The following is a 12,907-nucleotide window of genomic DNA, read 5'->3' on the forward strand; positions in this document are numbered from 1 at the left end:
CGGACGCCGGGGGTTGCAAGGAATGCACAGAGATTTCGGGGCGTCGGCATCCGCTGCCGACGCCCCGAAGAACGTCCGGTTCCCGTGCCCCGGCCACCGCGGGGCACGGCCGTCACGACGTCCGGGAGGACACCTCCGAGGGCCCCGGGGCGTTCTCCGGGTGGTGGCAGGCCACCTTGTGACCGTCCTTGAGCGAGACCAGCGGCGGTTCGGTCGTCGTGCAGGTCTCGGTCGCCTTCCAGCAGCGGGTGCGGAAGCGGCAGCCGGACGGCGGGTTGATCGGGGACGGTACGTCGCCCTTGAGCAGGATGCGGTCGCGCTCGGTGCGCCGCCGCGGGTCGGGCACGGGCACCGCCGACATCAGCGCCTTGGTGTAAGGGTGCATCGGCGCGGCGTACAGGGAGGCACGGTCGGCCAGTTCGACGATCTTGCCGAGGTACATCACCACGATCCGGTCCGAGACGTGCCGGATGACGGAGAGGTCGTGCGCGATGATCACGTACGTCAGGCCCAGCTCCTCCTGGAGGTCGTCCATGAGGTTGACGACCTGCGCCTGGATGGAGACGTCCAGCGCGGAGACCGGTTCGTCGGCGACGACCAGCTTCGGCTTGAGGGCGAGGGCCCGGGCGATACCGATGCGCTGACGCTGACCGCCGGAGAACTCGTGCGGGTAGCGGTTGTAGTGCTCCGGGCTCAGGCCGACCAGCTCCAGCAGCCGCTGCACCTCCTTCTTGACGCCGCCCTCGGGCTCGACGCCCTGGAGACGGAAGGGGGTGGAGACGATGCCGCCGATGGTGTGCCGCGGGTTCAGCGACCCGTACGGGTCCTGGAAAATCATCTGGACGTCGCGGCGCATCGGGCGGAGCCGCCCCGAGGAGAGGTGGGTGATGTCCGTCCCCTCGAACTCGACTGTGCCGCCGGTGGGTTCGTCGAGCCGGGTGATGAGCCGCCCCATGGTCGACTTGCCGCAGCCGGACTCGCCGACCACGCCCAGCGTCTCGCCCGGGTACACGTCGAAGTCGATGCCGTCGACCGCCTGGACGGCGCCGACCTGCCGCTTGAGCAGGCCCTTGGTGATCGGGAAGTGCCGCGTCAGCCCGCGCACCCGCAGCAGCGGGGTGCGCACCTCGTCGGCGTCCTCCCGCGGCGCGGGCACGGCCTCGGCGACCTTCGCGGGCTCCCCGGACCCGGCAACCTTCTCGGCCTCCACGACCTCAGCGGCCTCAGCGGCCTCAGCGGTCCCCTCGGCCTCCGACGCCTTCCCGGCCTTCCCGGCCTTCTTCTCGTTCGCGTTCTCGTTCTCGTTCGTGTTCTCGTTCTCGTTCGCGTTCTCGCTCACAGCTTCGGCGCAATCTCTTCGGTCCAGATCCGCTTCCGCTCCGCCGGTGCCATGTGGCACGCGGAGAAGTGGCCGGTCGTGGCCTCGGTGAGTTCGGGGCGGACCGTACGGGTGAGGTCGTCCTTGGGCACGTCCGCGTACGGGCAGCGCGGGTTGAAGGCGCACCCGGAGGGGACGTTGATCAGGCTGGGCGGCGAGCCCTTGACCGGGATCAGCCGGTCGGTGTGGTCCCGGTCGATGCGCGGCATGGAGCCGAGCAGTCCCCAGGTGTAGGGGTGTTGCGGCGCCGAGAAGATCTTGTCGGCGGGACCGCGTTCGATGCACCGTCCGCCGTACATGACCAGCAGGTCGTCCGCGAGTTCGGCGACCACGCCCAGGTCGTGGGTGATCACGATGACCGCGGAGCCGAACTCCTTCTGCAGATCGCGGATCAGATCGAGGATCTGCGCCTGGACGGTGACGTCCAGCGCGGTCGTCGGCTCGTCCGCGATGAGCAGTTCGGGGTTGTTGACCAGCGCCATAGCGATCATCGCGCGCTGGCGCATACCGCCGGAGAACTGGTGCGGATGGTCGTCCACCCGCTTGTCCGGCTGCGGGATGCCGACCCGGTCCAGCATCTCGATCGCCCGCTTGCGCGCCGTCTTCCTGTCGACGTCGTGGTGGACGCGGTACGCCTCCACGATCTGCTTGCCGACGGTGTAATAGGGGTGCAGTGCGGAGAGCGGGTCCTGGAAGATCATCGCCATCCGGCGGCCGCGCAGGCGGCGTACCTCGTCCGGGTCGGCGCCGATCAGCTCCTGGCCGTCCAGCCGGATCTCGCCGGACATCCGGACCGTGGCGCGCTGCCGCCGCGACGCCCGGTGCAGGCCCATCACGGCGAGCGAGGTGACGGACTTGCCGGAGCCGGACTCACCGACGATGCCGAGGGTCTTGCCCTTCTCCAGCGTGAAGGAGAGGCCGTCGACGGACTTGACCAGGCCGTCGTCGGTCGGGAAGTGCACCTTCAGATCGCGGACGTCGAGGAACGCGGAACCGCCATGCGGCTCAGCGGTGCCGGTCGGGCCCGGGGCGCCGGATGCGGTGTCGTCGGAGTCGGTCACGAGAGCCTCACGCGCGGGTCGACGGCGGCGTACAGGACGTCCACCACCAGGTTGCACAGGACGATGAAGAACGCGGCGAGCAGGGTGACGCCGAGGATGTTGGGCAGGTCGTTGGCGGTGATCGCCTGGACGGCGAAGGCGCCCACGCCCTGGAGCGAGAAGACCTGTTCGGTGATGAGCGCACCGCCGAGCAGCAGCCCCAGGTCCATGCCGAACACCGTGATGAGCGGGGTGAGGGCGGCGCGCAGCCCGTGCCGGACGACGACGGTGCGCTCCCCCAGCCCCTTGGCGCGCGCGGTCCTGATGTAGTCCTCACTCAGCGTCTCCAGCATGCCCGCCCTGGTCAGACGGGCGTAGAGCGCCGAGTAGAGGAACGCCAGCGTCACCCAGGGCAGGACCAGCGTGCGGGCCCACAGGAGAGGGTTGTCGAAGAGCGGGACGTAATCGCTGCGTTCGAAGATCGGCCATTGGTACGTGAAGAGCGCCAGTGCGATGGCTCCGGTGAAGAACATCGGCAGCGACACACCGGCCAGGGCGACGCCCATCGACAGCCGGTCGAAGAACGAGCCGGGGCGCAGCGCGGAGATGACGCCGGTGGTGATGCCGGAGACGAGCCAGACGACGGCCGCGCCGAGGGCGAGCGACAGGGTGACCGGGAGACGGGACTGGATCTCCGGCCAGACCTCGATATGGGTCTTGAAGGAGTAGCCGAAGCACGGTACGTGGCAGCGCGCCGCCTCGGGGCCGAACTTGTAGTCGACGCCGGTGAAGATGCCCCTGAGGAACTCCCAGTACTGTTCGTACACGGGCTTGTCCAGGCCGAGGTTCCTCTTCACCGCCGCGATGTCGGCGGGCGTCGGCGACTTGCCGATGTACTGCTGGGCGAGCTGGTCGGTGGTCTGTCCGGCGATCTTCGGCAGCAGGAAGAAGATGCCGAAGGTGACCGCGCTGACGATCAGCAGCAGGACCACCGCGCTGATCACCCTGCGGATGAGGTACGAGAACACGGGGATGCGGCGTCGGTGCCCGCGGGGCCGAGGGGGCCGGCCGCGGGCATCAATGCCTTCACCTGCCTTCCGGGACTTACTTCTTGACGCCGATGTTGAGGTAGTCGTACTGCCCGCTGTAGGCCGAGGTGGCCACCATGTTCGTGGCCTTCGGGGAGCGGTAGTTCAGGACCTTGAAGTAGGTGAGCGGGACCATCAGGGCCTGGCTCATCGCCTTCTTGTCGATCTCGGCGTACGCCTTCTCGCGCCCGGCCTTGTCGGGGTCGGCGACGGCGGAGTCGAGGAGTTTGTTGATCTCCGGGTCGTCCGTCTCGGAGAGGTTGACGTTGCCGGAGCTGGAGATGGCCTTGCCGTTGAGGATCTGCTGGAGGTAGCCGTAGCCGGTCGGGAAGTCGGCGCCCCACTGCATCATGATCAGGCCGACGTTGTTCTTCTTGTTGAACGTCGGGACGCCCGCGTAGTCCGAGAAGTACTTGCTGCTCGGGTACTGCTGGATCTTGGCGGTGATGCCGATCTTCTTCAGCGAGGAGATGACGGAGGTCGCCGCGTCCACCTCCTCCTGCCGGTCACTGCGGGCGAGGATGGTGGTGGAGATGTTCCCGGCACCGCACTCGGCCCACTTCTTCTTCGCCTCGGTGAGGTCGAGGTTGTCGCCCGAGTACTTCTGCGGGTACAGGTCGAACTTCTCGTAGCCGGGGATGTCGGTCGGCAGGACGGTGGAGGCGATGTCGCCGCGGATCGGGCCGCCGAGAGAGGTCTGCACGGCCTTCTTGTCGACGGCGTACTGGACTGCCTGGCGGCAGGCGAGCTTGTCGAACGGCTTCACCTTGGTGTCGATCGACAGGTAGTTGAGCCGCTGGCCGAGGGCGTTGTCGGTGTTGCCCTTCTCCTTGGCGTCGGTCAGCAGCTGCGCCTGGGTCTGCGCGTCGACGCCCTTACCGGCCAGGTCGACGGTGGTGTTCCCGGCCAGCAGGTCCTTGTCGATGGTGGACTGCGCCACCTTCAGCTTCAGGACGATCTTGTCCGGCAGCTGCTTGCGCAGCGGGTCCGTCTTCGCCGACCAGTGCGGGTTGCGGACGAGGGTGAGCTGCTTGCCCTCCTGGTAGTCCTGGAACTTGTACGAACCGGAGGAGACCACGGACCTGGTGTAGTCGGCGCCCTTGTCCTTGGCCTGCGGGACCGGCGCGGTCTGCGGGGCGCTGACCAGCTGGTCGAACTCCGCGAGCGCCTTCTTGAGGTGGAAGACGATGGTGTGGTCGTCCGGCGTCTCGATCGACTTCAGCCCGGCCTTGCTCTTGTCCTTGTACGGGCCCTTGTAGCCGCCGCCGTCGTTGTCCTTGAGGAACTGCTGGAAGTAGTTGGGCCCCAGGGACAGCGTGTCGCGGGCGAAGTTGGAACGCTCGACGGCGTACTTGACGTCCTGCGAGGTGACGTCGGTGCCGTCGTCGTACTTCACGCCCTTGCGGAGCTTGTACGTCCAGGTCTTGCCGCTGTCGGAGGACTCGCCCTTGGACTCGGCGAGGTCCGGGACGATCTCGTTGCCCTTGGGGCCGGGGCCCGGCTTGAAGGTCGTCAGGGAACGCGCGTAGAGGCGGCTGAAGTTGTACACGAACGCGTAGTAGGTGTTGCCCGGGTCGAAGGACTCGGGGGCGTCGCTCATCGCGTAGGTGACCGTGCCGCCCTTCGCGTCCGAGGCGTTGACGATTCCCTCGGTGGCGGCGTTCGCCTTGCCGGAGGCGGTGGATCCGGCGCCCCCGGTGCAGCCGGCCAGCAGGCCCGCGCTGGTGATGGCCGCTATCGCCGCGACCGGAACTGACCTTCGCATGATGGTGGCGCTCCCCTTCAATCGTCGAACACTTCGAGAAATGACTTCGGAAAACTTCGGAACGACAGGACGTGGTGCGGCGGGCGGGGGCCGGCTCAGCGGCCGCCGCGGGGGTCCAGTGCGTCCCGCAGACCGTCACCGAGCAGGTTGAACGCGAGCACGGTGACGAAGATGGCGAGACCGGGGACGAGCATGTACTGCGGGTCGACCTCGTAGTACTTGACCGCCTGGTTGAGCATGCCGCCCCAGGACGCCTGGGGCGGCTGGATGCCGACGCCCAGGAAGCTCAGCGCCGCCTCGAAGAGGATGTTGGAGGGGATCAGCAGCGTCGAGTAGACGACGATCGGGCCGACGAGGTTGGGCAGCAGTTCGCGGAAGAGGATGAACGGGCCGCGCGCGCCCATGCCGCGCGCCGCGTCCACGAACTCCCGCTCCCGCAGCGACAGGGTCTGCGCCCGCACGATGCGGCCCATGTACGGCCAGTTGAAGAAGCCGATCACGAAGATCAGCACGGAGAGGTGGAGCGGCAGTCCGGTGAGGCCGAAAGCTCCCCCCTGGAGCGAGGCGGAAATCGCGATGGCGAACAGCAACAGCGGGAACGCCAGGAAGACATCCATCAGCCGGCTGATCACCGCGTCGACGCGCCCGCGGTAGAAACCGGCGATCACGCCCATGACCGTGCCGATCGCCACCGACAGCAGGGTGGCGCCGAAGGCGACGATCAGCGAGACCCAGGAACCCTCCAGCACCCGGGCGAGCAGATCGCGGCCGAACTTCGGGTCCACGCCCAGCGGATGCTCACCGCTCATGCCGCCCAGGTCGCCCTTGGGAAGCGTGGTGTTGGGGTCGATCAGCGACTGGTGGGGACTGTCGGGGTCGAGACCGAGCAGCGCCTGGAGCGGGCGGGAGAGCGCAGCGACGGCGATCAGCAGGATGACAACGATGGCACCGGCCACCGCGACCTTGTCGCGCCGGAAGCGCAGCAGCGCGATACGGCCCAGCGAGCGGCCTTCGATCCGCTTGCCCTCCACGCCCTTCAGCACCGCTTCCGGCTGCGTCTGGGCAGCCGCGCCGGTGGTCTCGATCGGTGCGGTCACAGTGCCTTTGACCCCTCTCGGCCGACGGTGGCCGGCCTCACGCCCCGCCGCGCTCGCGGCCTGGTCCCCATCGCCGCCGCACGCCCTCGTGCGGATGCCAAGGAACGTTCGCCACGCGAAACGCCGCGCGTTCACCTGGCAGGTGTCCGGATGGTGTTCGTACACAGGGCCGATGCCCTGCTGCCGGAGTCTTCATCCGATTCGCGATCACTCACCAGCCCCCAAGGTGAATGGATGCGCAACTGTGATGTGGTCTACAAGTCTCCGCTATGCGGACGGAATGGACGTCTGAGCGGAGAATTCCGTGGCGAGAAAACGCCCGTCAATTCGCGGGCAAAACAGGGTGATGTGGGGCGCAGGACCCAGAACGGCGGAACTCCGGAACGGCCCGGCGGGCGCGCCGCCGGGTCAGTAGGGGCGCGGGTAGCCGTACCCGGGGACGGACGGCTGCACCGGGGCGCCGTAGCCCTCACGGTCGAAGAAGGGGCGCGCGCAGGCCCGCATCCACATGCCGACCGGGTCGTACTCATCCTGCATCGCGACGGTCGAGACGGGCAGCCCGTCGGGGACTGCGCCGATCGACTGCTGGATCATCAACCGGGCGGCATCCACGCCCTGTTGGCCCGTGTCGTAGAGGTCCAGGCCGAGGGCGAGGTACGGCGCGCCGAGGGCGGGCTGCACCCAGGCGCGGCGCAACGACCGCACGGCGGGCGTGCGGTAGGCGTTCTGCGCGAGCAGGGCGTAGAACTGCGGGAGGTCGATGGCCGGTTCGGTGATGCGCAGCGGTCCGGCGGGCAGCCGGTCGAGGCCGCCGGCGATGCGGCGCAGATCCAGCCAGGGGATGCCGACGCCGCCGCCGGGGGCGTGCGGATTCAGCCACAGGCCCCACCGGTCGGGGAAGAGGGCGACGGCGATCTCGACACCGGTGACCAACTCGTGGTCGCGGTTCCAGCCGGAGGCGGCCAGTTCGGGCGCGGAGGTGACGCAGGGCGCGTAGCCCAGGCCGTCGACCTCCATGTTCCCGTACTGCGCGTCGGGCATCCCGGCACGGCCGTGCCAGAGCAGCATCCAGACCTGACCGGCGGCGAGCGCGTGCAGCAGCGCTTCGTAGGCGTCGTAGCGGCCGGGCGTGACCTGCCCCAGCATCTGCTCGACCCGGCCTGCCGCCGCTCCCTGATGCGCACCCGCGCTCACGTGGTCCGTCCCTTCTCCGGCGGCCGCGTGGGGTACGTCCGCCCGTCGTCCGTCCAGCTTACGAGTGGTCCCGGGAGTAGAAGGGCCGTACGCGCGCACCCATCCAGTCGGCGACCGGGTCGCCCTGGGCGACGTCCAGCAGCACCAACTGGACGGGCCAGGCCGCCGGTACCGCGCCGAGCGCGCGTCCCAGGGCCGTGAGGGCCACCTCGCGGGTGGCGTCGTCGAAGGGGTCGGCGAGGGTGGTGTCGATCTCCACGCCGACGAAGAGCGCGGGCGTGTCGCCCTCCACACTTGCCAGGGCACGACGGGCAGTTCGGACAATACCGATGCCGGAGAACTCCAGCCCGGCGGCCGCGAGGAAGTCCACCGGCTCCTCCTGCCAGTCCGGCTCGAAGAGCCGCACCCGGCCGCCGACGGGCGCGGGCATCCCGGGCACCGCCTCCCGGCACAGCTCGGCCACCGCGGGCGCGGGCAGCATGGTGCCGACCGTGCCGCCGGGGTTGACGGCGATCCCGAGCAGCGGCGGCAGCCCGCGGGCGAACTCCTGCGCCGGGGCGACGGTGAAGGACAGGTGCGTGCCGACGGTCCGCAGGAACTCCTGCTCGGAGCTGAACACCGGGACGTACGCCACGTCGTCGATCTGGACGGTGGGCAGATCCAGGCCCCGGCCACCGGGGCCGGCGGCGTCCGGACCGCCGCCGTTGGGCAGCGGCACCCACACCCGGCTGCGGCCCAGCACCTCCACGATCCGGCCGCCCGCGCCGGGGTGGCCGACCGAGGCCCCGAGGACCTCTTCGAGTTCGTTGGCGGGCCACGCCATCTGCGGTATTCCCTGCTCGATCCCCTGCTCGGGAAAGTTCATGTCCATCCATCCGCTTCCGTACCGCGCGCTCTGGCCGATGAGCCTAGACGAGTGGCGGCGGCGCCGTGTCCGCCGCCCGGGCCGCGGGCCCTCCCCCGTCGAAGCGGAGCGCGCGCAGCCGGTCCGCCGCGTCCCGGTCCAGCAGGACGGCCGAGACGAAACCCCGGGGCGGGCGGCCCGCCGCAGCGTCCCCGATCAACCGCCGGGCGGCCGCGCGGTGCCGGGCGAAGGCGTAGCCGGACACCCCGCGCCCGCGCGAGCGCTGACCGCACCGCGCCACCTCGGGCGGGACGTCGAGCAGCAGCAGGTGGGGGCGGCGCCCGCCGCGCCGCGCGGCGCGGGCGATCCAGCGGCGCACCCAGGTCTGCGTGCCGCAGTCGTGCACCACCGCGCCCCGGCCCGAGCGCAGCACCCGGCGCAGCCCGAGGTAGTGCGCCACCCGGACGAGTGGCCGGTAGAGGGCGTACGGCATCCGGCGCAACCGGCCGCGCTCCCAGCGCGCGCGCACGTCCTGGGAGTCGACGCGGTGGACGGGCGCGCCCCCGTCGTCGGCCGCCGGTACGACGCGGCGCATCAGGGTGGTCTTGCCGCTGCCGGGCAGCCCGGAGACGACGACCACGGCGCCCGCGGGGAAGCGGAGTTCGGGCGGGAGCGTGGCGGTGGGGCGGGCGCGGAGGTCGGTGACGGCGGGGGTGAGGAGGGACGCGGCGGGGGCGCCGCCCGGGGCCGGGACGCCGCCCGAGCCCGAAGTGCCGTCCGGAGCCCGGGCATCGCCGGATCCCGGGCCGCTCGCCGAGCCCAAGGCATCGTCCGGGCCCGGGGCACCGCCCGGCCCCCGCCCCGCCCGCGGCCCCCAAGGCGTACGTGGCCCCGGCACCAGCCCGGACGGTGCGGCGCCCCCGCCCCCGCCCCCCGGTGCGGCCGTGCGCGTGACTTCGCTCTGCACCGTGATCGCCCCTCCCCCTTCGGTGGGGCCGGGCGGCGGCCCGTCCCCATCCCCCGCACAGTGTCAAGAAAAGGTAATGCCCTTCAAGGCGTCGGGTGTTCGGGTGCCATGGCGTCCGGGCCGCACGGGGCGGCGCGGGGGCGGGTGGAGGCGCTCCGTCCGGCCCGTCCCGTGGGTTCCGGGCCGGGGCTCCTACGTGCAGCGTTCCCATGCAATGATGTCGGCGCCACGTGCACTCCTGTGTTCCGCCGTGCACGGTCAACTCCATACCGGCCGCTTGAATCCGCGCGGGAGAGTCCCCGGCCGCACGCCGGGGCGCCGAAGGAGCAAGTCCTCCCTTGAATCTCTCAGGCCCCTATACCGCGCGGGCGAGGCAGATCTGAAAAGCGAGACGCGGCCCGGTCCGGGAGCGGCTCCACCCAAGGTGCAAACCGGCCCGTTCGCGGGATTCCGGTGAACCTCTCAGGTTCCGATGACAGATGGGGAGACACGTCCTCTCATCCTGTCCGGGAGCCCACCATGACCGATGCCCCCCGCCGCACCGCGCTCGACGCCGTCCACCGCGCGCTGGGCGCGACCATGACCGACTTCGCCGGCTGGGACATGCCGCTGCGCTACGCCAGCGAGCGCGACGAGCACGTCGCCGTCCGCACCCGCGCCGGTCTCTTCGACCTCTCCCACATGGGCGAGATCACCGTCACCGGCCCGCGCGCGGCCGACCTCCTCGACCACGCGCTGGTCGGCAACATCGGCTCCGTGAAGCCGGGCCGCGCCCGCTACACCATGATCTGCCAGGAGGACGGCGGCATCCTCGACGACCTGATCGTCTACCGCCTGGGCGAGCAGGAGTACCTGGTCGTCGCCAACGCCTCCAACGCCCAGACCGTCCTGGACGCGCTGACCGCCCGGGCCGGTGGCTTCGACGCCGCGATCCGCGACGACCGCGACGCCTACGCGCTGCTGGCCGTGCAGGGCCCGGAGTCCCCCGGCATCCTCAAGGCCGTCACCGACGCCGACCTGGACGGGCTGAAGTACTACGCCGGGCTGCCCGGCACGGTCGCCGGGGTGCCCGCGCTGATCGCCCGTACGGGATACACCGGCGAGGACGGCTTCGAGCTGTTCGTACGGCCGGAGGACGCGGCCGCGCTCTGGACGGCGCTGCTGGCGGCGGGCAAGGACGTGGGCCTGGTGCCGTGCGGTCTGTCCTGCCGCGACACGCTGCGCCTGGAGGCGGGCATGCCGCTCTACGGCCATGAGCTGACGACGGCGACCACGCCGTTCGACGCGGGTCTCGGCCGGGTCGTGAAGTTCGAGAAGACGTCCAACGGCGGCGCCTTCGTCGGCCGCGCCGCGCTGGAGGCGGCCGCCGCGCGCGCCGAGGAGCAGCCGCCGCGCACGCTCGTCGGCCTGATCGCCGAGGGCCGCCGCGTGCCGCGGGCGGGCTACGCGGTGACCGACGCCGAGGGCACCGTCATCGGCGAGGTGACCTCCGGGGCGCCGTCGCCCACCCTCGGCAAGCCGGTCGCGATGGCGTACGTCGACGCCGCGCACGCCGCACCGGGCACCGCGGGCGTCAAGGTCGACATCCGTGGCAGCCACGAGCCGTACGAGGTCGTCGCGCTGCCCTTCTACAAGCGGGAGAAGTAACCCGTACCCGCATGCGGGCGACGTACCCGTAGCGGGACACCTCACCCCGGGTGGGGCCGCCGCGCCGGGCCCGCGCGGCCCGGCCGCCGCCGGTGTGTCTCACTGTGCAAGACCCCTTTCACCACCACACCCTCGCGTACAGGAGAATCGACCCATGAGCAACCCCCAGCACCTGCGCTACAGCAAGGAGCACGAGTGGCTGTCGGACGCCGAGGGCGGCGTCTCGACGGTCGGCATCACCGAGCACGCGGCGAACGCGCTCGGCGATGTCGTCTACGTGGAGCTCCCGGCGGTCGGCACCACGATCACGGCGGGCGAGACCTGCGGTGAGCTGGAGTCGACCAAGTCGGTCAGCGATCTCTACGCGCCGGTCGACGGCGAGATCACCGAGGTCAACGAGGGTGTCACCGACGACCCCTCGCTGGTGAACACCGCCCCGTTCGAGGGTGGCTGGCTGTTCAAGGTGAAGATCACCGCGGAGCCGGGCGACCTGCTCTCCGCGGACGAGTACACCGCCTTCACCACCGGCTGAGTCCGCCGCTCGGCCGCCGCCCGTACCGGAAGCGCTCCGCGCCCCCCTGACCCTCCAGGAGAAGACCCATGTCGCTTCTCGACAGCTCCCTCCATGAGCTCGACCCCGACGTCGCCGCCGCCGTCGACGCCGAGCTGCACCGTCAGCAGTCCACCCTCGAAATGATCGCCTCGGAGAACTTCGCTCCGGTCGCCGTCATGGAGGCGCAGGGCTCGGTTCTCACCAACAAGTACGCCGAGGGCTACCCCGGCCGTCGTTACTACGGCGGCTGCGAGCACGTCGATGTGGTCGAGCGGATCGCCATCGACCGCATCAAGGAGCTCTTCGGCGCGGAGGCGGCCAACGTCCAGCCGCACTCCGGTGCGCAGGCCAACGCCGCCGCGATGTTCGCGCTGATCAAGCCGGGCGACACCATCCTGGGCCTGAACCTCGCCCACGGTGGTCACCTCACCCACGGCATGAAGATCAACTTCTCCGGCAAGCTCTACCACGTGGTGCCCTACCACGTCGACGAGAAGACCAGCCTGGTCGACATGGACGAGGTCGAGCGCCTCGCCCGTGAGCACCGCCCGAAGCTGATCGTCGCGGGCTGGTCCGCCTACCCGCGTCAGCTGGACTTCGCCGCCTTCCGCAAGATCGCGGACGAGGTCGGCGCGTACCTGATGGTGGACATGGCGCACTTCGCCGGTCTGGTCGCCGCGGGTCTGCACCCCAACCCGGTGCCGTACGCCCATGTCACCACCACCACCACCCACAAGACCCTGGGCGGTCCGCGCGGCGGCGTGATCCTCTCCACCCAGGAGCTGGCCAAGAAGATCAACTCCGCGGTCTTCCCGGGTCAGCAGGGCGGTCCGCTGGAGCACGTCATCGCGGCGAAGGCGGTCTCCTTCAAGGTCGCGGCGTCCGCCGAGTTCAAGGAGCGCCAGCAGCGCACCCTGGACGGCGCCCGCATCCTGGCCGAGCGCCTGGTGCAGCCGGACGTCACCGAGGCGGGCGTCTCGGTCCTGTCCGGCGGCACGGACGTCCACCTCGTCCTGGTCGACCTGCGCAACAGCGAGCTGGACGGCCAGCAGGCCGAGGACCGCCTCCACGAGGTCGGCATCACGGTCAACCGCAACGCCGTCCCGAACGACCCGCGGCCCCCGATGGTCACCTCGGGTCTGCGGATCGGCACCCCGGCGCTGGCCACCCGCGGTTTCGACGCCGACGACTTCCGCGAGGTCGCCGACATCATCGCCGAGGCGCTGAAGCCGTCGCACGACGCCGAGTCGCTGAAGGCGCGGGTCGCCGCCCTCACCGCGAAGCACCCGCTCTACCCCACTCTCTGAGAGGGGGCGCGCGGCCCGGATGTTCGC

11 protein-coding genes and 1 riboswitch are annotated in these 12,907 nt (G+C 70.5%); of the genes, 3 read left to right on the plus strand and 8 right to left on the minus strand.

What is annotated here, in order from left to right; translation table 11 throughout:
* Positions 1 to 112 precede the first annotated feature (112 nt).
* The 8 genes from ACFWWQ_RS21235 to ACFWWQ_RS21270 all read right to left on the minus strand — a co-directional run bounded on the left by ACFWWQ_RS21235 (position 113) and on the right by ACFWWQ_RS21270 (position 9,229).
* Complete coding sequence (locus ACFWWQ_RS21235) at positions 113 to 1,156, minus strand: ABC transporter ATP-binding protein (protein ID WP_384598386.1); 1,044 nt, start codon at positions 1,154 to 1,156, stop codon at positions 113 to 115.
* A gap of 179 nt (positions 1,157 to 1,335) precedes the next feature.
* Positions 1,336 to 2,439 (minus strand): ABC transporter ATP-binding protein, encoded by a 1,104-nt coding sequence (locus ACFWWQ_RS21240; RefSeq protein WP_384598366.1) that lies wholly within the window; start codon positions 2,437 to 2,439, stop codon positions 1,336 to 1,338.
* Complete coding sequence (locus ACFWWQ_RS21245; RefSeq protein ID WP_384598368.1) at positions 2,436 to 3,446, minus strand: ABC transporter permease; 1,011 nt, start codon at positions 3,444 to 3,446, stop codon at positions 2,436 to 2,438. Before ACFWWQ_RS21245 ends, ACFWWQ_RS21240 begins: the two co-directional genes overlap by 4 nt.
* Before the next feature lie 76 nt (positions 3,447 to 3,522).
* Complete coding sequence (locus ACFWWQ_RS21250) at positions 3,523 to 5,271, minus strand: ABC transporter substrate-binding protein (protein WP_384598370.1); 1,749 nt, start codon at positions 5,269 to 5,271, stop codon at positions 3,523 to 3,525.
* Positions 5,272 to 5,366: 95 nt separating this feature from the next.
* On the minus strand, positions 5,367 to 6,368 hold the full coding sequence (locus ACFWWQ_RS21255; protein ID WP_384598372.1) for an ABC transporter permease: 1,002 nt from the start codon (positions 6,366 to 6,368) through the stop codon (positions 5,367 to 5,369).
* Positions 6,369 to 6,776: 408 nt separating this feature from the next.
* Complete coding sequence (locus tag ACFWWQ_RS21260) at positions 6,777 to 7,562, minus strand: enhanced serine sensitivity protein SseB C-terminal domain-containing protein (RefSeq protein WP_384598374.1); 786 nt, start codon at positions 7,560 to 7,562, stop codon at positions 6,777 to 6,779.
* A 58-nt stretch (positions 7,563 to 7,620) separates the two neighbouring features.
* Positions 7,621 to 8,427 (minus strand): enhanced serine sensitivity protein SseB, encoded by an 807-nt coding sequence (locus ACFWWQ_RS21265; RefSeq protein WP_384598376.1) that lies wholly within the window; start codon positions 8,425 to 8,427, stop codon positions 7,621 to 7,623.
* A gap of 43 nt (positions 8,428 to 8,470) precedes the next feature.
* On the minus strand, positions 8,471 to 9,229 hold the full coding sequence (locus ACFWWQ_RS21270; RefSeq protein ID WP_384598378.1) for an AAA family ATPase: 759 nt from the start codon (positions 9,227 to 9,229) through the stop codon (positions 8,471 to 8,473).
* A gap of 422 nt (positions 9,230 to 9,651) precedes the next feature.
* A riboswitch (glycine riboswitch) is annotated at positions 9,652 to 9,746 on the plus strand.
* Between the two features lie 146 nt (positions 9,747 to 9,892).
* On the opposite strand from ACFWWQ_RS21270, the gene gcvT reads away from it, so the two are divergent.
* The 3 genes from gcvT (at position 9,893) to glyA (ending at position 12,880) form a co-directional block, all read left to right on the plus strand.
* On the plus strand, positions 9,893 to 11,020 hold the full coding sequence (gcvT, locus tag ACFWWQ_RS21275) for a glycine cleavage system aminomethyltransferase GcvT (protein WP_384598380.1): 1,128 nt from the start codon (positions 9,893 to 9,895) through the stop codon (positions 11,018 to 11,020).
* A gap of 154 nt (positions 11,021 to 11,174) precedes the next feature.
* Positions 11,175 to 11,552: a glycine cleavage system protein GcvH gene (gcvH, locus tag ACFWWQ_RS21280; protein WP_384598382.1), complete on the plus strand. Its 378-nt coding sequence runs from the start codon at positions 11,175 to 11,177 to the stop codon at positions 11,550 to 11,552.
* Positions 11,553 to 11,620: 68 nt separating this feature from the next.
* Complete coding sequence (gene glyA / locus ACFWWQ_RS21285) at positions 11,621 to 12,880, plus strand: serine hydroxymethyltransferase (protein ID WP_384598384.1); 1,260 nt, start codon at positions 11,621 to 11,623, stop codon at positions 12,878 to 12,880.
* Positions 12,881 to 12,907 lie beyond the last annotated feature (27 nt).

The organism is Streptomyces sp. NPDC059080, from assembly GCF_042739975.1.
GTDB classification, from domain to species: Bacteria; Actinomycetota; Actinomycetes; order Streptomycetales; family Streptomycetaceae; genus Streptomyces; species Streptomyces benahoarensis.

What these genes read in the sequence shown, in the direction of transcription:
- gcvT (WP_384598380.1), top strand. Translation starts at nt 9,893, where the DNA reads ATGACCGATGCCCCCCGCCGCACCGCGCTCGACGCCGTCCACCGCGCG.
- ACFWWQ_RS21250 (WP_384598370.1), bottom strand. Translation starts at nt 5,271, where the DNA reads ATGCGAAGGTCAGTTCCGGTCGCGGCGATAGCGGCCATCACCAGCGCG.
- gcvH (WP_384598382.1), top strand. Translation starts at nt 11,175, where the DNA reads ATGAGCAACCCCCAGCACCTGCGCTACAGCAAGGAGCACGAGTGGCTG.
- ACFWWQ_RS21265 (WP_384598376.1), bottom strand. Translation starts at nt 8,427, where the DNA reads ATGAACTTTCCCGAGCAGGGGATCGAGCAGGGAATACCGCAGATGGCG.
- glyA (WP_384598384.1), top strand. Translation starts at nt 11,621, where the DNA reads ATGTCGCTTCTCGACAGCTCCCTCCATGAGCTCGACCCCGACGTCGCC.